Origin of the sequence: Cellulophaga omnivescoria, from assembly GCF_027915275.1 — a bacterium.
In the GTDB taxonomy this organism is placed as follows: domain Bacteria; phylum Bacteroidota; class Bacteroidia; order Flavobacteriales; family Flavobacteriaceae; genus Cellulophaga; species Cellulophaga omnivescoria.
The window spans coordinates 2,521,922-2,540,212 of sequence record NZ_CP115819.1; the positions used below are offsets into that span (position 1 = coordinate 2,521,922).

General features: G+C 32.7%; 16 protein-coding genes. 8 read left to right on the forward strand and 8 right to left on the reverse strand.

What is annotated here, in order from left to right:
• Positions 1–9: 9 nt before the first annotated feature.
• The 4 genes from chrA to PBN93_RS11340 all read right to left on the reverse strand — a co-directional run bounded on the left by chrA (position 10) and on the right by PBN93_RS11340 (position 3,135).
• Positions 10–1,119: a chromate efflux transporter gene (gene chrA, locus PBN93_RS11325; protein WP_271080688.1), complete on the reverse strand. Its 1,110-nt coding sequence runs from the start codon at positions 1,117–1,119 to the stop codon at positions 10–12.
• A 75-nt stretch (positions 1,120–1,194) separates the two neighbouring features.
• Positions 1,195–2,013, reverse strand: a complete 819-nt coding sequence (locus PBN93_RS11330; protein WP_271080689.1) for an AraC family transcriptional regulator — start codon at positions 2,011–2,013, stop codon at positions 1,195–1,197.
• Positions 2,014–2,025: 12 nt separating this feature from the next.
• Positions 2,026–2,412, reverse strand: coding sequence for an acyl-CoA thioesterase (locus tag PBN93_RS11335; RefSeq protein WP_075695246.1), 387 nt, complete (start codon positions 2,410–2,412; stop codon positions 2,026–2,028).
• Positions 2,413–2,514: 102 nt separating this feature from the next.
• Entirely contained in the window at positions 2,515–3,135 is a 621-nt protein-coding gene (locus PBN93_RS11340; RefSeq protein ID WP_271080690.1) for a hypothetical protein, read from the reverse strand.
• A gap of 364 nt (positions 3,136–3,499) precedes the next feature.
• Here PBN93_RS11340 and PBN93_RS11345 point away from each other — a divergent pair, with 364 nt between their 5' ends.
• Positions 3,500–3,928, forward strand: a complete 429-nt coding sequence (locus PBN93_RS11345; protein ID WP_013621845.1) for an FKBP-type peptidyl-prolyl cis-trans isomerase — start codon at positions 3,500–3,502, stop codon at positions 3,926–3,928.
• Positions 3,929–4,005: 77 nt separating this feature from the next.
• Here PBN93_RS11345 and PBN93_RS11350 read toward each other — a convergent pair whose 3' ends face one another.
• From PBN93_RS11350 to PBN93_RS11360, 3 genes are read right to left on the reverse strand one after another with little or no spacing between them, the layout of a single operon-like run.
• The gene (locus tag PBN93_RS11350; protein ID WP_271080691.1) at positions 4,006–4,194 is read right to left on the reverse strand and encodes a hypothetical protein; all 189 of its coding nucleotides are present in this window, start codon (positions 4,192–4,194) and stop codon (positions 4,006–4,008) included.
• Positions 4,195–4,208: 14 nt separating this feature from the next.
• Complete coding sequence (locus tag PBN93_RS11355) at positions 4,209–5,084, reverse strand: cation diffusion facilitator family transporter (RefSeq protein WP_271080692.1); 876 nt, start codon at positions 5,082–5,084, stop codon at positions 4,209–4,211.
• 25 nt (positions 5,085–5,109) lie between these two features.
• Positions 5,110–5,793 (reverse strand): cell division ATP-binding protein FtsE, encoded by a 684-nt coding sequence (locus PBN93_RS11360; protein ID WP_075695250.1) that lies wholly within the window; start codon positions 5,791–5,793, stop codon positions 5,110–5,112.
• Positions 5,794–5,967: 174 nt separating this feature from the next.
• On the opposite strand from PBN93_RS11360, the gene PBN93_RS11365 reads away from it, so the two are divergent.
• The 5 genes from PBN93_RS11365 to PBN93_RS11385 all read left to right on the forward strand — a co-directional run bounded on the left by PBN93_RS11365 (position 5,968) and on the right by PBN93_RS11385 (position 13,494).
• Positions 5,968–8,991 (forward strand): tetratricopeptide repeat protein, encoded by a 3,024-nt coding sequence (locus PBN93_RS11365; RefSeq protein WP_271080693.1) that lies wholly within the window; start codon positions 5,968–5,970, stop codon positions 8,989–8,991.
• A gap of 31 nt (positions 8,992–9,022) precedes the next feature.
• A complete protein-coding gene (locus tag PBN93_RS11370) occupies positions 9,023–10,792 on the forward strand; it encodes a porin family protein (protein WP_271080694.1) in 1,770 nt (589 codons plus the stop codon).
• An 82-nt stretch (positions 10,793–10,874) separates the two neighbouring features.
• Positions 10,875–11,147 carry a hypothetical protein gene (locus PBN93_RS11375; RefSeq protein ID WP_077406187.1) on the forward strand — a complete coding sequence of 91 codons (273 nt, stop codon included), beginning with the start codon at positions 10,875–10,877 and terminating at the stop codon, positions 11,145–11,147.
• A 4-nt stretch (positions 11,148–11,151) separates the two neighbouring features.
• Positions 11,152–11,790, forward strand: a complete 639-nt coding sequence (locus PBN93_RS11380; protein ID WP_077406190.1) for a hypothetical protein — start codon at positions 11,152–11,154, stop codon at positions 11,788–11,790.
• An 84-nt stretch (positions 11,791–11,874) separates the two neighbouring features.
• The gene (locus PBN93_RS11385) at positions 11,875–13,494 is read left to right on the forward strand and encodes an amidohydrolase (protein WP_271080695.1); all 1,620 of its coding nucleotides are present in this window, start codon (positions 11,875–11,877) and stop codon (positions 13,492–13,494) included.
• A 79-nt stretch (positions 13,495–13,573) separates the two neighbouring features.
• On the opposite strand, the gene PBN93_RS11390 is transcribed toward PBN93_RS11385, so the two are convergent.
• Positions 13,574–14,107, reverse strand: a complete 534-nt coding sequence (locus PBN93_RS11390; protein WP_077406197.1) for a DUF2911 domain-containing protein — start codon at positions 14,105–14,107, stop codon at positions 13,574–13,576.
• A gap of 243 nt (positions 14,108–14,350) precedes the next feature.
• On the opposite strand from PBN93_RS11390, the gene asnB reads away from it, so the two are divergent.
• Both asnB and gyrB read left to right on the forward strand, forming a co-directional pair.
• Complete coding sequence (asnB, locus tag PBN93_RS11395) at positions 14,351–16,024, forward strand: asparagine synthase B (protein WP_077406200.1); 1,674 nt, start codon at positions 14,351–14,353, stop codon at positions 16,022–16,024.
• Between the two features lie 322 nt (positions 16,025–16,346).
• Entirely contained in the window at positions 16,347–18,287 is a 1,941-nt protein-coding gene (gene gyrB, locus PBN93_RS11400; RefSeq protein WP_077406203.1) for a DNA topoisomerase (ATP-hydrolyzing) subunit B, read from the forward strand.
• Positions 18,288–18,291: the final 4 nt, after the last annotated feature.

The following is an 18,291-nucleotide window of genomic DNA, read 5'->3' on the forward strand; positions in this document are numbered from 1 at the left end:
AAATATAAATTAAATATAGCTTAAAAAATAACCTAAAATGGCTCCTCCTAAAACTATAAATCCACTATTAATTTTTTGAAATACAAAAACAAGTAGTAAGCTTAATAATGCTATTAAAGTAGTACGCCAATCTACTATGGTTTCTTTACTCATTTCTATACAAACAGCAATAATTATAGCTACGGCGGCAACATTTACTGCATCTAAAAAGGCAGCAATACTTTTAGATTTTCGCATTTTAGGGATAAGAGGATTTAGTACGGCAACAAAGATAAATGAAGGTGTAAAAATACCTATAGTTGCAGCTATTGAACCCCAAAAACCACCTAGCTGCCAGCCAATGAAAGTGGCGGTAGACAAAACAGGTCCAGGTGTAAACTGTCCAATAGCAACTGCATCAATAAGTTCTTGTCTTGTTAAAAAACCAGTATTTACCAACTCGGCATCTAAATAAGCAAACAGAATATAGCCACTACCATACAAAATAGCTCCAACTTTAAAAAAAGTCCAAGCTATTTTTAAATTGCTTGCAGAAATTAATAAGCCAACCAATATAAACGGATTAACACTTAATGAAGCTTTTTTAGGTTTTTTTATGTAGTGAATAAATAATCCTAAAACACCAGGTAAGAATAAAGCAAGAATTGTATTTATACCTAAGATGCACGCAATTAGAGTTAACAGTCCTAGGATTCCGGTTATTGTATTTTTTAGTGCTTTTTTTAATAGTCTGTATGCTGCGCCTAAAATTAGTGCAATAACAGCTGGCTTTATGCCATACATAAATATTTCTACATTGGGTAATTTACCATAGGTATTATATAGCCAAGCAAATCCCATTGTAAGTAATATTGCCGGAAAAACAAAACTGATGCCCGCTACTATTAACCCTTTGAAACCTGCTTTTTCATACCCGCAATGCATTGTCATTTCGGTAGAGTTTGGACCAGGAATTAAATTTGTAGCACCTACCATATCTAAAAAATGTTGGTGACTCATCCATTTTCTTTTTTTTACTACCTCAACTTCCATTATAGCAATATGAGCTGCTGGACCACCAAAAGCAATACTTCCTAGTTTTAAGAATAATAATGCTACTTCTTTCAAATTCCTGTTCATTTCAGTTTTCAATTTTGAAACAAAATTAGATCACATTATTTTAAAAAATATGGTCTATTTGAAAATGATATGGTCTTATATATTTACTTTTCTAAAAGCAGCAGGAGTTGTACTACAATGTCTTTTAAAATATTTTGAGAAGTGAGAGTTGTCTTTAAAATTTAAATTAATGGCTATTTGTGCTACAGTGTAATCTGTATATATTAGTTGTCTTTTTGCCTCATTAATTATATATTCAGATAAAATTTCTGTTGCTGTTTTGTCATTTTCTTTTCTACAAATAGCATTTAAATTTTGTGGTGTTGTATGTAGTAAATTTGCATAGTATGTTACGCTATTAGTTAGGTTTTTGGCAGAACTAAGATTATTAATAAAAGCACTATATATATTGTTTAGATACTTTTTAGGAGCTGTATGTTTGGGAATTTCTAGTAATTTTGCCAGCAATGCTTTTAGTAAACCGTTTATAATAGCTCTTTTTACTGAGGATTCTTTTTTGTTTTCATCTTCTAGTAGTTTAAAAAAAATGGAAGCATCAGTATTTACAGGATACAAACAGTTATGTGTACTTAGTTTAGCAATTAAAGGTTTAACTTCTAGGTCTAAACACTGTTCTATAAATTCCTTTTTTAAAATAAGTACATAACCAACAGGTTCACTGGTAATATTCCAGAAATGTACTTGCTCTTTACGTATATTAAAAATGACAGGAGAGTTAATTTTGTAATCAGTAGCGTCTATTGTGTGTGTGCCTTTTCCTTGAGTTAAGTATACAATTTCAAAATAATTATTATGTTTATGAGGTAAAGTTTTTCTAATATTTTTTTTAAAAGGAGCAATCTTTAAAAATTGTTTTGGAGCTGTTTTATCTTTTGTGTAAAGTTCCTTTTTCATTAGAAATTTGCCTTACTTTAAGATTTTAACCGGTTGCTTATTTTCATCAATTGCAACAAAAGTAAACTCGCCAGATACTGCTTTTTCTCTGTAGTCAGAGTACATTTCTTCTATATAAATATCTACCCTAACTTTTAAACTGGTATTGCCAACGTGCGTAACGTAGCCACACAATTCTGCAATAGTCCCAGCAGGAATAGGCATTTTAAAATCTATTTTATCACTACTAACAGTTACCATTTGCTGTCTGCTAAATCTTGTAGCACAAATAAATGCAGTTTCATCCATAAGTTGCATAGCAGTACCACCAAAAAGAGTGTCATAATGGTTGGTAGTGTTAGGAAAAACGGCTTTAAAAATTGTTGTTACAGATTTTTCAATTCTTTCTTCTAATGTCATAAATGTAGATTTGTTCAAATGTTAAATTGCGTCTTTTTATGGAGAGAAAAAGAGGTTGTAAAAATACTATATTATGTTTTAAAAAGTAGAGAAAGTAAAATTTTAATCTAAAGTAAAAACAGCGGTAATAATAAATATATCTTCTTGGGGCACTAAGTCTTTTATACTATTAGCAAAGTAAGGAGAAACTATTTTTTCTCTGTGCAAATCCCACAAATTAGTTTCGCTACCACATTTTGGCTCTTTATCTCTATTAAAATTATAGCTTTTACACAACTCTATTAGTAATTTAAAAAACATATTTATACTAGATGTTAGTTGTAAAAAATTACCTTCTAAATCACTAACATAAATTGGGGTTTGTTCTTGTGTAGTATCTGCCCATATTTTTTTTGCAGACGCATTAAATGAGTGCGCTATTACAACTTTTCCGTTTTTCCAAGGATTATGTTTTTTAGTCATTGCAGATCCTTTTCCAAAAATATGAAGCTTTGGATGTAAACTAGAAAAAGTATTTATATGTATGTGTGGTAAAATTAGGAGTGTACTATAATTGCTGTATAAGTAACTAAGTTCTGCAGAAAGTGCTTGTTCTTTTACGTGTGTTATTGGTGTAGAATTTTTTCGGTTTAAAAAGTCATTTTTACTCCCAAATTTAGTTGTGCGTAATACACTCTGAAAATCTTTTAAAGTGTTTGTAAATTCTTCTAGACTATTTTTCATACCTCATTATAAAAATATACCGAGCTAAAGTAATAGTTTTTATTGGCTAATTTTTATTGATTTTGTAACCGCTTGCAACAAGTTTATATCTGTTTTCTGAAGTAAACCTGACAGAGTTGCTGATTTTTAATTTATAAATCTTATTTTTTTTAGAACTTTCTTTTTTAAAACTATAGCCACCATCAGAGGGTTGTGACCGTTTTTTGGGGTTAATTTAGATATTTAAATGTTGGTTACAGCTCTATTGTGTCAGGTTTTTAGTCTTTTGGCTTGATTTTGGCAGAATTGTTAGTCTAAGTTTAAAATAAAATATTGGCTGTATAAGAATTATACAAAGGATATTTTAAAAATTGAAAAATACAATATGAGTATAGTTAAGGAAAACAACACGGTAAAAGTTAATTACACAGGGAAGTTGGCAGACGGACAAGTTTTTGATACTTCTGAAGGTAGAGAACCGTTAGAGTTTACTTTAGGTCAAGGACAGTTAATACCTGGTTTTGAAAAAGGTGTTTTAGATATGAAGCTAAACGAAAAAAAGACCATTACTATTGCTAAAGAAGAAGCATATGGTGAGGTTAACGAAGCTTTAATACAAGAAGTTAAAAAATCTGAGCTTCCACAAGATATGGAGCCTAAAGTTGGTATGGGATTAGTTTCTAAAGCTCCAGATGGTAGAGAAATGAACCTAATGGTAGTAGAAGTTAAAGATGAGTCTATTGTTATAGATGGTAATCACCCACTAGCAGGTAAAGACCTTATTTTTGATTTAGAAGTTTTAGAGATTAAATAAGCCTACTTTTTAAAATAATATAACCCGGTAAACTTAGTTAAAGTTTATCGGGTTTTTTATACTAAATATATTTTTCTCTACTCTTTATAGTTTGTAGAAGTCTTCATTTTTTTATAGCCAGTGTAAGTTAGTAAAATGCCATTGGCAATACATATAATACCAATAGTTTTTTGTTGTAAATTAAGTAATGCAATACCGCCAATTATACCGCAAATGCCAAATGTAGTTAATTGTTTGCCTTTATGGTATTGCTTATTAGTGCTCATAGTTTTGTTGTTTGTTATTCATAATTGTCTGGCTCTATATGTATTAAAACATATTCTAGATTTGGAATTTCTGCCATAAGATAATCTTTTAATTTGTGAGATATATCATGGCCTTCTTTTACTGTAATTTTTCCGTCTACAATGGCGTGCAAATCTATATGAAACTTCATTCCGGCCTTTCTAATAAAACATTTTTCGGTATCTAAAACGCCATCAACCTGTATAGATTTAGTTCTTATTTCTTCAATTAAGCCATCATACAATTGCTCGTCCATAACCTCGCCAAGTGCAGGTCTTAAAATTAAATAGCTGTTATAGAGGATAAAACCAGAGGCAAGTAGGGCAGCCCAATCATCTGCAGTTTCATATCCTTTACCACAAATTAGTGCAATAGAGATACCAATAAATGCCATTATAGATGTTATGGCATCACTTCTGTGGTGCCAAGCATCTGCTTTTAAAGAGGTACTATGTATTTGCTTACTCTTTTTTAGAACTATACGGTACAGAACTTCTTTCCAAATAATAATAACTCCTAAAACAATAAGTGTCCAGGCTTTTGGTATTTTGTGTGGTGTTTGTATGTTTTGGATGCTTTCATAAGCAATTATAGTGGCAGATGTAACTAAAAAAGCAACAACCAAAAAAGTAATTAAGGGTTCTATTTTTCCGTGCCCGTATGGGTGATTTTCATCTGCAGGGCGTTTAGCATATTTAAATCCAACAAGCACTAGTAAAGAAGAAAAAACATCTGTAGTAGACTCAATAGCATCTGCAATAAGTGCATAAGAATTACCAAAAAAACCAGCAAGTCCTTTAATAATAGCAAGACAAAGGTTGCCTATTATGCTAAAATAGGTTGTTTTAATGGCGGTGTCTTCAACATTCATAGTTGTAGGCCTTTTGCAAGTTTTTTTAAACGGCGCGTTGTACTACTTCAAACACCTTATTATCATCACACTTTAAGGTTTTAGAGGGGTATTTTAATATAAGCGCATAGTCGTGTGTTGCCATTAAAATTGTACGTCCGGCTTTATTTATATCCTGTAGTACTTTCATAACCTCTACACTAGTTTGCGGGTCTAGGTTACCAGTTGGTTCATCGGCTAAAATAAGTTCTGGGTCGTTAAGCAAAGCACGTGCTATGGCAATACGTTGTTGTTCTCCGCCAGAAAGCTCATGAGGAAATTTAAAACCTTTAGTTTTCATCCCAACCTTGTCTAAAACTTCTTCAATTTTAGTATCCATTTTGGTACGGTCTTTCCAACCTGTAGCTTTTAAAACAAAAAGTAAATTGTTATTTATGGTGCGGTCTGGTAATAATTTAAAATCCTGAAAAACAATACCAAGTTTACGGCGTAAAAAAGGAATGTCTTTTTCTTGCATTGTTTTTAAATCTATATCTACAATATTGCCAGTACCTTCTTTTAATGCCAAGTCACCATAAAGGGTTTTCATAAAACTACTTTTTCCGCTACCTGTTTTCCCTATTAAATATACAAACTCGCCTTTTTTTATTTCCAAGGAGATGTTATTAAGTACAAGGTTGTCTTTTTGGTAAACAGAAACATCTTTAAGTTCTAAAATAGTGTCTTGCATAAATTTTGAGGTAAATAAATTTACTGGTATTATTGTTGATATAAAAGTAATAAGTTTAAGGGTAAAAGTAAGGTGCTTTGGTAAAAAATATTTTTCTTAGTTTTAATATACTTTTAGCCATTTTAAACGTTATATAATTTAACAAAGGTATATCACTATAAGACCTTAGTCTATATGAAAATGAAAAAAATAGCAATACTCCTATGTTTTATGGGGATGTCTATCTATGGATATTCGCAAAAAACAGAAATTTACACAAACAAAAATAAAGATTACGTAAAAGCATTGTCTTTGTACAACGACAAGCAGTATCAAGCATCGCAAGCTGTTTTTAAGGAAGTAGCAAAAAGCACCGATGATTACGAGACAAAAGCCAATAGCTATTATTACATTGCTACCGCTGCAATACGTCTAAACCAGTTAGGGGCAGATAAGCTTATGGAGCAATTTGTAGAAGACTACCCAACGTCTACCAAAAGAAATACAGCTTATTTAGATGTGGCAGATTATTATTTTGAAACAGGCAAATATCCGCACGCTTTAAAATGGTATGCAAAGGTAGACCAATCTTCTATGTCTAGGAAAGACAAAGAACGATTTGAGTTTAATAATGGTTATGCTCTTTTTTCATCTAAAAAATATAAAGATGCAGAGCGTTATTTAAATCGTGTTACCAACTCTGCAACCTATGGTTCTCAGGCAAAATACTACTTAGGGTATATTGCTTATGAACAAGATAATTACCAAGAGGCTAATGAGCGTTTTGACCAGATTACAGATCAGGATGAGTTAAAAGAAAAACTATCATACTACCAAGCAGATATGAACTTTAAGCTTGGTAATTTTGAAAAAGCCATAGCACTTGCTAAAGAACAGTTGCCAAAGGCAGATAGGAATGAGGTATCAGAATTAAATAAAATAATAGGAGAAAGTTATTTTAATCTTAAGCAATACAACAACGCTATACCATACTTAACAGAGTATAAAGGTAAACGTGGTAAATGGAGTAATACAGATTATTATTTACTTGGATACAGTTACTATAAGCAAGGAGATTACGCAAATGGTATAGACCAGTTTAATAATATTATAGATGGTGATAATAGTGTGTCTCAAAACGCATATTACCATTTGGCTGAATGTTATTTAAAGCTAGATAAAAAACAAGAGGCTTTAAATGCATTTAAAAATGCGGCACAAATGGATTATTCTGAGGAAATTAAGAAAGATGCTTATTTAAACTACGCCAGACTTAGTTATGAAATTGGAAATGCCTACGAGCCTGTACCGTCTGTACTAACTAAATATTTAGAAACATATCCAAATACTGAGCATACTAAAGAAATTCAGGAGCTTTTAGTAGACTCTTACATTACCTCTAAAAACTATAAAGGTGCTTTAGAGTTACTAGAGAAAAACAAAAACTATGCAAGTAAAGAAACCTACCAAAAGGTTGCTTTTTACAGGGGAGTAGAATTGTTTTTAGAGCAAGATTATGAGAGTTCTTTAAAGGCTTTTAACTTGTCTTTAGATAATGCAGAGGAGCCTAAATTTAAAGCTAGAGCAAATTTCTGGAAAGCAGAATCGCTTTATTTGCTTAATAAGTTTGATGATGCTTTGGTGTCGTTTGTGGCTTTTCAGCAAAACCCAATGTCTGTTTCTACAGATGAAAATAAGGAGTTAGATTACAATTTAGCGTATACTTATTTTAAGCTGAATGATTATGTAAATGCAACATCATACTATAAAAAATATACAGATAGCAAGCCAGAAGATGAGGCTAAGTTAAATGACGCTTATTTGCGTTTAGGAGATTGTTACTTTGTAACTAGTAAGTACTGGCCGGCAATAGAGACGTACAATATTGCTTTAAAAAATAGAGGCGGACAAAAAGATTATGCTGCCTACCAAAGAGCATTAAGTTATGGTTTTGTTGGTAAGAGTGATACAAAGATTGATGAATTAAAAACCTTTGTTACAAAATATAGCAATTCTACCTTAAAAGACGATGCTTTGTATGAGCTAGGAAACACCTATATTAAACTAGGTAATGAAGATTTAGGTTTACATGCGTATAACAAACTTATTGAAGAGTATAAGGGGAGTAGTTTAGTGCCAAGGGCACTATTACGCCAAGGTTTAGTACACTACAATGCCAGCAGAAATGAGCAAGCATTGGCTAAGTTTAAAACTGTTGTACGTGACCACGCAAAAACACAAGAAGCTATACAAGCTGTGGCAACAGCAAAATTAGTTTATGTAGATCTTGGTAGGGTAGATGAGTATGCAAACTGGGTTAGAGATTTAGATTTTGTAGAAGTTACAGATTCAGAATTGGATAACGCCACTTATGAGTCGGCAGAAAAGCAATTTATAGAAAACAAAACAGATGCAGCTATTAAGAGGTATGAGAATTATATAAAAGAATTCCCTAACGGCTCACATATTTTAGATGCCAACTTTAAGCTTGCACAATTGTATTTTGCTAAAGGGCAAAAAATAACTGCTTTGCCTCATTATAAGTATGTGGCAGACCAAGGTGGTACAGAATTTACAGAGCAGGCTATAGCGCGTGTTTGCGAAATTTATATAGCAGATAATAAATATACAGATGCTTTTCCTTACCTAGAAAAGCTAGAGCAAACGGCAAATATTAAGCAAAACGTAACCTTTGCACAATCTAACTTAATGAAAGGTTATTACAACCAAAAGAACTACAGTAAAACTATTGCTTATGCAGAAAAAGTGTTGGCTACAGAGAGTATAGATAACCGTATTAAAAGTGATGCTCATATTATGATAGCGCGTTCTGCTATTAAAACTAATAATGAGCCTAAGGCAAAAGAGGCTTATGCTATTGTACAAAAAATAGCAACAGGAGAAAGAGGAGCAGAGGCTTGGTACTACAATGCTTATTTTAAGCATAAAGAGCAAGATTATGAAGGTTCTTCAGAGGCAGTACAAACATTGGTAAAAGATTTTTCTGGATATAAAGAGTGGGCAGGTAAAGGGCTTTTAATTATGGCTAAAAACTACTACGCATTAGGAGATGCCTACCAAGCAAATTATATTTTAGAAAACATTATTAAAAACTTTGGCAGTTACCCAGATATAGTAGCAGAGGCGCAAACAGAGCAACGACTTATTAAAACTAAGGAGTCGCGCAGCAACTCGTCTATAAATCCAGACGGCAACTAATAAACAGGTAACAAAAAAATAAGAACACACTATGCAAAAGTATATCTATATAATTATTACTTTATTTCTAGGATTGGCACAATTTGCCTTTGCACAAGAAAAAGATAAGGATGAAGAGGAAAAAGATTTAGGAACAGAGACTGTAACAGTGGTAAAAGCCTACAAGCCAACTATTGCAGATGCTTTTAAATTAAAGTCTACACCAGTAATTAACGGTGCCGTAGAACTAAAGAAAAAGCCAATTAAATACAGTATTTTTTCTGTGCCGGTAGCTTCTACATTTACTCCAGCAAAAGGAAAAGCTACTGCAGTAAAAAAGAGAAAGCCAGAGGAATTGTTTAATTCATACGCTTCTATAGGTTTAGGAAACTACAGTAATGCACTGGTAGATTTTTATACTAGTAGACCTATTAACAGAAATGAAACGTTAGATATTGGATTAAACCACCATTCTTCTCGTGGAGATATAGAAGAAGCTCCTGTAGATAATGTTTTTTATGATACTAAAGTAAAAGGTATTTATACCAGAAGAGAAAGAGATTTGGAGTGGAATGCTAATGTAGGATTGCAACACAAGTTGTATAGCTGGTATGGAGTAACGGAAGATGCTTTAGGTGCAACACCAGAAAGTTTAATAGATGAAAAACAACACTATTTTGATGCTGAACTTGGAGGCGAACTTAAAATGGAAGATTATCTAATAAAAGGAGGTGATGTATTGTTAAGACGTTTTTGGGACGCAACAGAATCTGGTGAAAATAGAGCGGTTATTAACGCAGCTGTAGAAGTCCCAATTTCTAATGAGCTTATTAATTTTAATGTAAAACTAGATTACCTTGGTGGTAAATTTAAAAATGCTAGTTTAAATAATACGGATAATACTGGAGAAATTAAATTTGGTCAAGTACAGTTTGGTGTAAACCCTAGTCTGGTAATTTTAAGAGATGACCTTACTTTAAATTTAGGAGCTAATGTAGTTTATGGTTTAGATACAGAAGCTAGCAATAGTAATTTTTATATTTATCCAGCGGTAACAGCATCTTATAGGTTATCTGGAGAAACAGCTATTGCATATGGTGGTATAGAAGGAGATTTACACCAAAACTCTTATCACGATTTTGTAGATGAAAATCCATTTGTGTCTCCAATGCTTACAATTTTACCAACCGATAGTCAGTACAATGCTTACGCTGGTTTAAAAGGACAGTTGTTAACTAACTTAGGATACAATGTAAAGGCATCTTATAAGGCAGATAATAACAGAGCATTATATAAATTAAATCCAGAAAATACATTTAGAGCAGATGAAGATAAAGATTATCATTTAGGAAATACGTTTGATATTTTTTATGATGATATTAAAACATTTTCATTTTTTGGACAATTAAATGTAGATGTAAACAGAAATTTTGCTTTAGGTATAAATGCAGAAGTCTTTAGCTACACAACAGAAACAGACAATCCTGCGTGGAACTTGCCAAAAGTAAAAGGATCGTTGTTTATGGATTATCAAATTAATGAAAAATGGTTTATGGGTGCTAACTTATTCTTTGTAGGTGAAAGAGAAGATTTAAGCTCTGTAGCTGCTACGGGTACACAGCCACAAGATTTTGCATCTACAGTGGTAACTTTAGATAGTTATTTTGATGCTAATGCGCATATTGGTTACCGTTTAGATGAAAAATTATCTCTCTTTATAAAAACTGCAAATATTACAAATAATAGTTACCAACGTTGGGCAAATTATCCGGTACAAGGTTTTCAGGTACTTGCAGGAGCAACATATAAGTTTAATTGGTAATAAAAATATGATTTAAACGTTATAAAGTTTCACTATATGTAAATGATTTGTAAGTAATTAATGAACCATTTAAAACTTTATAATGAATTTGTCAGAACAATTAATACTTTGTAAGAAATGTGAAAATAGAAAGTTTGATCCTAATACCGGAATAAATTGTTCCTTAACAGGTAAAAAACCAAATTTTGAAGACACTTGTAGCACTTTTGTTTTAGATGCTAAAGAAGCAGAGAAAATAGCGGCAAAGGGTCAGGCATCTGCTTATGTTAAAGAAGATTCTAAACAAAATATGTGGTGGGTTTTAGGTGTAGTTCTAATAGTTATAAAAATTATATGGAGATTTAGTAGAGATTAGTTAGATGTTGTATCGTAATCAAAACAAAGCATTAAACTGGAAACTAATAGACGCTCTATTTGAAAAGCAAATAGAGCAGTCCTTAAATATTCAATCTGGTTACAATCAAATTAAAAAAGTTTTATTGCGTCGTAATTTTCCAATTTTAAATATAGATGAACAGAAACTATATTTAGAGTTTAAAGATTGGTTGGTTGAGGTTTTAAAAAGAGAACCTATACCTAAAGACATTAAATCAATCTATTTTGGACTTGCTAATTTGTCATTTCCGGAATTTGATGATGGTAAAATTAAAACTACTGTCTATATAGCAGGTTCTAAAAATAAACCAGATGAAGATTTAGATTGGAACTCTGCCCTAGAATATCTACCCAAAAGACGCTACTTGTTACTAAACAATTTTGAAGAATTAGATGTGTTTGTAGAAAAACACAAACTAAGTACAAAATATAAAGTTTTAGTGTGTAACGGCCTATTAAATTTACTTGTGCTAAAAGTTATGCAAGACTTAAAAGATGATTTGCTTACATACAAAATACGGAAATACTTGTTTGCGGAGTCAATTTTAACAAGAGATGAACTTTATTTTGGCGCAGGGTATGATTCTGGTACTACATATATTCTTGGAATGTTGAGTAAATAATTATAGGCTTTATATTATTCATTTTTTATCAGTTTATTTTTAAATCTTTTTATTTCATTATTTTTGAAGAAACTCAAAAGACTAATGAAAAAACTAACATTTGTTTTACTGCTGGCAATTGCAGCGTGTAATCCTAAAAAAGAAAAGGTAGACTTTATAGTTACTAACGCTAATGTCTACACTGTAGATTCTACTTTTGCAAAAGCACAGGCTTTTGCAGTAAAAGATAATTTATTTGTTGCCGTTGGTACAGAGCAAGAAATTTCAGAAAAATATGCGTCAGATAAAACAATAGACGCGGGCGGTAAAACAATTACTCCTGGTTTAATAGATGCGCACTGTCATTTTTTTGGTTTAGGAATGAATCAGCAAGTGGTAGATTTGGTAGATACTAAAAGTTTTGATGAGGTAGTAGAGCGTGTTTCTGCTTTCCAGAAAACAAATACAAAAACATTTATAGCTGGTAGAGGTTGGGATCAGAACGATTGGGAAATAAAAGAATTTCCAACAAAAGAAGCATTAGATTCACTTTTTCCTTCAATTCCTGTAGTTTTAGAACGTGTAGATGGACACGCATATCTTGTAAATCAATATGCATTAGATTTAGCTAATATTACTTCAGAAACAAAAGTAAATGGTGGTGAAATTGTAAAGGTTAATGGTAAACTTACAGGTGTTTTGGTAGATAATCCTATGGCTATGGTAGATGCCGTTTTGCCTAAACCAAGTGTAGCTACACAGGCACAAGCATTAAAAGATGCAGAAAAAATTTGTGTAGATTATGGTTTAACAACGGTTAATGATGCAGGTTTAAATAAACAAACTATAGAAATTATTGATAGCTTACAGCAAAACGGAGAATTAGATATTCGTGTTTATGCTATGATAAGCGCAAACAAAGAAAACTTAGATTACTATTTAAGTAAAGGGATAATAAAAACAGATGGTTTAAATGTGCGCTCTGTAAAAGTATACGGAGATGGAGCTTTAGGCTCTAGAGGTGCAGCTTTAAAAGAAGAGTATTCAGACAAACACAATCATTTTGGAGCAATGGTTACTCCTGTAGACCAAATAAATAGCCTTGCAAAAAGAATAGCAAAAACGGAATACCAGATGAATACGCACGCCATAGGAGATTCTGCTAATGTAGCAGTATTACGCGCATACAAATCTGCCTTAAAAAATACAAAAGATAGACGTTGGAAAGTAGAGCATGCACAAGTTATTGCACCACAAGATTTTGACTATTTTGAATTAGGTATTATCCCATCTGTACAACCAACCCACGCAACTAGTGATATGTATTGGGCAGAAGAAAGACTAGGTGAGGAGCGTGTTAAGGGAGCTTATGCATTTAAAAAATTATTAGATATAGCAGGTGTTGTTGCATTGGGTACAGATTTTCCGGTAGAACGTGTTAGTCCGTTTTTAACTTTTTATGCTGCTGTTGCCAGAAAAGATACTAAAAATTACCCTGAAGGTGGTTTTCAAATGGAAAATGCTTTGTCAAGAGAAGAAACATTAAAAGGGATGACAATTTGGGCAGCTTATTCTAATTTTGAAGAAAATGAAAAAGGTAGTATTGAGCCGGGTAAAAAAGCAGATTTTGTAGTGTTAAGTGATAATATTATGGAGGTTGAAGCCTCTAAAATACCAACAATAACAGCAGAACAAGTTTTTATAGGCGGTAAGCAAGTAAAGTAATTATAGCTAAAGTTTGCGAAAAAAAATAAACCCGAAACTAGTTTTAGTTTCGGGTTTTGTATTTTAATAATTTAATATTTTACATACTAACTGCATAAGGAACAGAAACTAAAGTAGTTCCCCAACCCATTACCATATCAGTATCTGTAAACGTAATAGAAAAAGCTTCTAAAGACTCTTTGTTTTTAGATACTTTGCCAGTTACTCTAACAGCATCTGCATCTTCTTCATAAGAATAAGCTCCCCATTGGTTTAAGTTCTGGTTTAAAATTATAGTCCATTGCTTATCTCCAGGAATAGAAAATAAAGAGTACGTACCTGCTTTTACTGTTTTACCGCCAAATTTAGTATCTGTGTAAAAAGTAATTTCTGCCGCCTCATTAGCACCAGTTCTCCATACTTTTCCTGCAGGAGCCAAATCTTTAACTAATCTTCCTTTTAATTGTGGTCTACTGTAAACTACGCGAATGTTCTTTTTAGAAATTTTGTAGCTAGATGGCTGTGAAGCAATGTCTGCTGGACTTTTATCTAATCCAGGGAATTTTTGAGCAGTAGCATTTGTAGTAAATACCATAGTTAATACAAGTGCTGATAAAGCAAATAATCTTTTCATAAATGTTTGTTTTTTGTGTTTTTCAAATTTAGCGACATTTTCGCAGTAATGAATTATATGGTCGCTAAAATTATGCCAACTTACAAAATGATTGTTTTTTTTGTAAAAATAGTTCTGCTAAATATCAAATATTATGTATTTTTTTAAATAAAGTTACAATTTAAAGTCATTTAGATATATTATGTTTTTAAATTGAAACCTTTAGTTCATCTTTGTAATCAAATTGATATAAAGAATAAAAATATGTGTGGAATAGTTTGTGCATTTGATGTAAAAGAGAGCACTGAGGTGTTAAGGCCGCAGTTGTTAGATATGTCTAAAAAAATTAGACACAGAGGTCCGGACTGGAGTGGTATATATGCAGATGATAAAGCCATTTTAGCACATGAGCGTTTGGCAATTGTAGATCCTGCTTCTGGTAAGCAACCTTTGTTTAGTAAAGATGGTAAGTTGGTTTTAGCTGCTAACGGAGAAATATATAATCATCAAGAATTAAGAGCACAGTTTAAGGGTTCTTATGATTTTCAAACGGAATCTGATTGTGAGGTAATTTTGGCTTTGTACAAAGAAAAAGGAACCTCATTTTTAGATGAGTTAAATGGTATTTTTGGCTTTGCTATTTATGATGTAGATAAGGATGAGTATTTTGTGGCTCGTGACCATATGGGTATTATACCATTATACATGGGATGGGATGCTAACGGTACATTTTATGTGGCATCAGAACTAAAAGCTTTAGAAGGTACTTGTACAAAAATAGAACTGTTCCCCCCAGGTCATTATTTACATAGTAAAGATGGCCAATTAAAAAAATGGTATTCTCGTGATTGGATGGAGTACGATGCTGTTAAAGAAAACGAAACCAGTATAAAAGAAATTAAAGAGGCATTAGAAGCTGCCGTACACAGACAACTAATGTCAGACGTTCCTTATGGTGTGCTTTTATCTGGAGGGTTAGACTCTTCTGTAACATCAGCAATAGCAAAAAAATATTCTCAAAAACGTATAGAGTCTGGTGATACAAAAGATGCTTGGTGGCCACAATTGCACTCGTTTTCTGTAGGTTTGGAAGGTTCTCCAGATTTGGCAGCTGCTCAAAAAGTAGCAGATCATATAGGTACAGTACATCATGAAATTAAATTTACTATACAAGAAGGGTTAGACGCTATTAGAGATGTAGTGTACAATCTAGAAACTTATGATATTACAACTATTAGAGCATCAACTCCAATGTATTTAATGGCACGTGTTATTAAATCTATGGGTATAAAAATGGTTTTATCTGGTGAAGGCGCAGATGAATTGTTTGGCGGGTATTTGTATTTTCATAAAGCACCTAGTCCACAAGAGTTTCATGAAGAAACAGTTCGCAAATTAGATAAGTTGCATATGTATGATTGTTTAAGGGCTAATAAAAGCTTAGCAGCTTGGGGTATAGAAGGTAGAGTTCCGTTTTTAGATAAAGAATTTATGGACGTGGCCATGCGCATTAATCCAAAAGATAAAATGATTAATGGAGAACGTATGGAAAAATGGGTTGTTCGTAAAGCTTTTGAAGATATGTTGCCCGAAAGTGTAGCGTGGAGACAAAAAGAACAGTTTTCTGACGGCGTAGGATATAGTTGGATTGATACTTTAAAAGAGGTGGTTGCAACAGAAGTAACAGATGAACAACTGGCAAATGCAAAATATAGATTTCCATTGCAAACCCCAACATCTAAAGAAGAGTTTTATTATAGAGCAATTTTTGAAGAGCACTTCCCTAGTGATGCCGCTGCATTATGCGTGCCGCAAGAGCCATCTGTGGCTTGTAGTACTAAAATAGCGTTAGAATGGGATGAAGCATTTAAAAATATGAACGATCCATCTGGTAGAGCCGTAGCAAAAGTACATACAGATGCTTATGTAAAACAATAAACTTATATTTAGAATTATCGCCTGTTCTAAGGTTTTAATTATAATTAGTCTTTTAGGAGCACCAATATAACGGTGCTCCTTTTTGTTTATAGCCTTTTTAAGCGTACTTTGTTGGTTCGCCTCTTTTTTTTAAAAGCTAGTTTTATCCTAAATAGCATCTAAAAGCTAATTTAAGCGCTTTTAAGAAGCTTTTTCTGTTGTAAAGAAAATGTTGATAACTATTTTAAAACAGTCTTAAAACTGTTTAAAATTAAGAAATCAATAATTTATATTTGTTAGGTTATATTTTTATGATGAAATTAAGCACAATAATTTATATATAATGAGCGAAGAAGCAAACAAGAATAATTATTCAGCTGACAGTATTCAGGCCCTAGAGGGTATGGAGCACGTACGTATGCGTCCTTCTATGTATATTGGGGATGTTGGTGTAAGAGGTTTACACCACTTAGTATATGAGGTAGTAGATAACTCTATTGATGAGGCAATGGGGGGCCATTGTGATAATATAAGTGTAGTTATAAATGAAGACGGCTCTATTACAACCAAAGATAATGGTAGAGGTATACCAGTAGGACTGCATAAAAAAGAAGGCGTATCTGCATTACAGGTAGTAATGACTAAGATTGGTGCTGGTGGTAAGTTTGATAAAGATTCATACAAAGTATCTGGTGGTTTACACGGTGTAGGTGTATCTTGTGTAAACGCATTATCTAATAATTTAAAAGCTACTGTTTACAGAGAAGGTAAAATATGGGAGCAAGAGTATGAAAGAGGTAAGGCTTTATATCCGGTAAAAAGTATTGGAGAAACAGAGGAAACAGGTACTATAGTTACTTTTTACCCAGATGATACTATATTTACACAAACTACAGAGTATAATTATGAAACGCTTTCTAACAGAATGCGAGAGTTGGCTTACCTTAATAAGGGAGTTACAATTAGCATTACAGATAAGAGAGTTAAAGATGAAAAGGGAGAGTTTTTATCTGAAGTTTTTTACTCTGAAGAAGGACTAAAAGAATTTATTAAGTTTTTAGACGGTAACAGAGAACAACTAATACGTGATGTTGTTTCAATGGAAGGTGAAAAAAACGGAATTCCTGTTGAGGTTGCAATGGTGTACAATACATCATATTCAGAAAATCTTCATTCTTACGTAAATAATATTAATACACATGAAGGTGGTACACACCTTTCAGGTTTTAGAAGAGGTTTAACATCAACCTTAAAAAAGTATGCAGATGCATCTGGAATGTTAGACAAATTAAAGTTTGAGATTCAGGGAGATGATTTTAGAGAAGGTTTAACGGCTATTGTGTCTGTTAAAGTTGCAGAACCTCAGTTTGAAGGGCAAACAAAAACTAAATTAGGTAACAGAGAAGTTTCTTCTGCAGTGAGCCAAGCTGTATCAGAAATGCTTACCAACTATTTAGAAGAAAACCCAGATGATGCTAAGGTAATTGTACAAAAAGTTATTTTGGCAGCGCAAGCACGTCATGCGGCTACAAAAGCCCGTGAAATGGTACAGCGTAAAACGGTAATGAGTATAGGTGGTTTACCTGGGAAATTATCAGACTGTTCTGAGCAAGATGCTACAAAATGCGAAGTATTCCTTGTAGAGGGAGATTCGGCGGGTGGTACTGCTAAACAAGGTAGGGACAGAAACTTTCAGGCAATATTACCGCTTCGTGGTAAAATCTTAAATGTTGAAAAAGCAATGCAACATAAGGTTTTTGAAAACGAAGAAATAAAAAATATTTACACAGCTTTAGGTGTTACTATTGGTACAGAAGAAGATAGTAAAGCCTTAAACTTAGAAAAATTAAGATACCATAAAGTAGTTATTATGTGTGATGCCGATGTAGATGGTAGCCACATTGAAACTTTAATCCTTACATTCTTCTTCCGTTTTATGAGGGAGTTAATAGAAGGCGGTCACGTTTATATAGCAACCCCACCTTTATACTTGGTAAAAAAGGGAACAAAAAAACGTTATGCTTGGAATGATAAAGAACGAGATGAGATAGCAGAAAGCTTTAATGGTAGTGTTGGTATACAAAGATATAAGGGTCTTGGAGAGATGAATGCAGAACAATTATGGGATACAACAATGAATCCTGACTTTAGAACGCTTCGCCAAGTAACTATAGATAACGCCACAGAGTCAGATAGAATATTTTCTATGTTAATGGGTGATGAAGTACCGCCTAGAAGAGAATTTATAGAGAAAAATGCTGTTTATGCTAACATTGATGCATAATAAT

What these genes read in the sequence shown, in the direction of transcription:
- chrA (WP_271080688.1), bottom strand. Translation starts at nt 1,119, where the DNA reads ATGAACAGGAATTTGAAAGAAGTAGCATTATTATTCTTAAAACTAGGA.
- PBN93_RS11330 (WP_271080689.1), bottom strand. Translation starts at nt 2,013, where the DNA reads ATGAAAAAGGAACTTTACACAAAAGATAAAACAGCTCCAAAACAATTT.
- PBN93_RS11335 (WP_075695246.1), bottom strand. Translation starts at nt 2,412, where the DNA reads ATGACATTAGAAGAAAGAATTGAAAAATCTGTAACAACAATTTTTAAA.
- PBN93_RS11340 (WP_271080690.1), bottom strand. Translation starts at nt 3,135, where the DNA reads ATGAAAAATAGTCTAGAAGAATTTACAAACACTTTAAAAGATTTTCAG.
- PBN93_RS11345 (WP_013621845.1), top strand. Translation starts at nt 3,500, where the DNA reads ATGAGTATAGTTAAGGAAAACAACACGGTAAAAGTTAATTACACAGGG.
- PBN93_RS11350 (WP_271080691.1), bottom strand. Translation starts at nt 4,194, where the DNA reads ATGAGCACTAATAAGCAATACCATAAAGGCAAACAATTAACTACATTT.
- PBN93_RS11355 (WP_271080692.1), bottom strand. Translation starts at nt 5,084, where the DNA reads ATGAATGTTGAAGACACCGCCATTAAAACAACCTATTTTAGCATAATA.
- PBN93_RS11360 (WP_075695250.1), bottom strand. Translation starts at nt 5,793, where the DNA reads ATGCAAGACACTATTTTAGAACTTAAAGATGTTTCTGTTTACCAAAAA.
- PBN93_RS11365 (WP_271080693.1), top strand. Translation starts at nt 5,968, where the DNA reads ATGAAAATGAAAAAAATAGCAATACTCCTATGTTTTATGGGGATGTCT.
- PBN93_RS11370 (WP_271080694.1), top strand. Translation starts at nt 9,023, where the DNA reads ATGCAAAAGTATATCTATATAATTATTACTTTATTTCTAGGATTGGCA.
- PBN93_RS11375 (WP_077406187.1), top strand. Translation starts at nt 10,875, where the DNA reads ATGAATTTGTCAGAACAATTAATACTTTGTAAGAAATGTGAAAATAGA.
- PBN93_RS11380 (WP_077406190.1), top strand. Translation starts at nt 11,152, where the DNA reads ATGTTGTATCGTAATCAAAACAAAGCATTAAACTGGAAACTAATAGAC.
- PBN93_RS11385 (WP_271080695.1), top strand. Translation starts at nt 11,875, where the DNA reads ATGAAAAAACTAACATTTGTTTTACTGCTGGCAATTGCAGCGTGTAAT.
- PBN93_RS11390 (WP_077406197.1), bottom strand. Translation starts at nt 14,107, where the DNA reads ATGAAAAGATTATTTGCTTTATCAGCACTTGTATTAACTATGGTATTT.
- asnB (WP_077406200.1), top strand. Translation starts at nt 14,351, where the DNA reads ATGTGTGGAATAGTTTGTGCATTTGATGTAAAAGAGAGCACTGAGGTG.
- gyrB (WP_077406203.1), top strand. Translation starts at nt 16,347, where the DNA reads ATGAGCGAAGAAGCAAACAAGAATAATTATTCAGCTGACAGTATTCAG.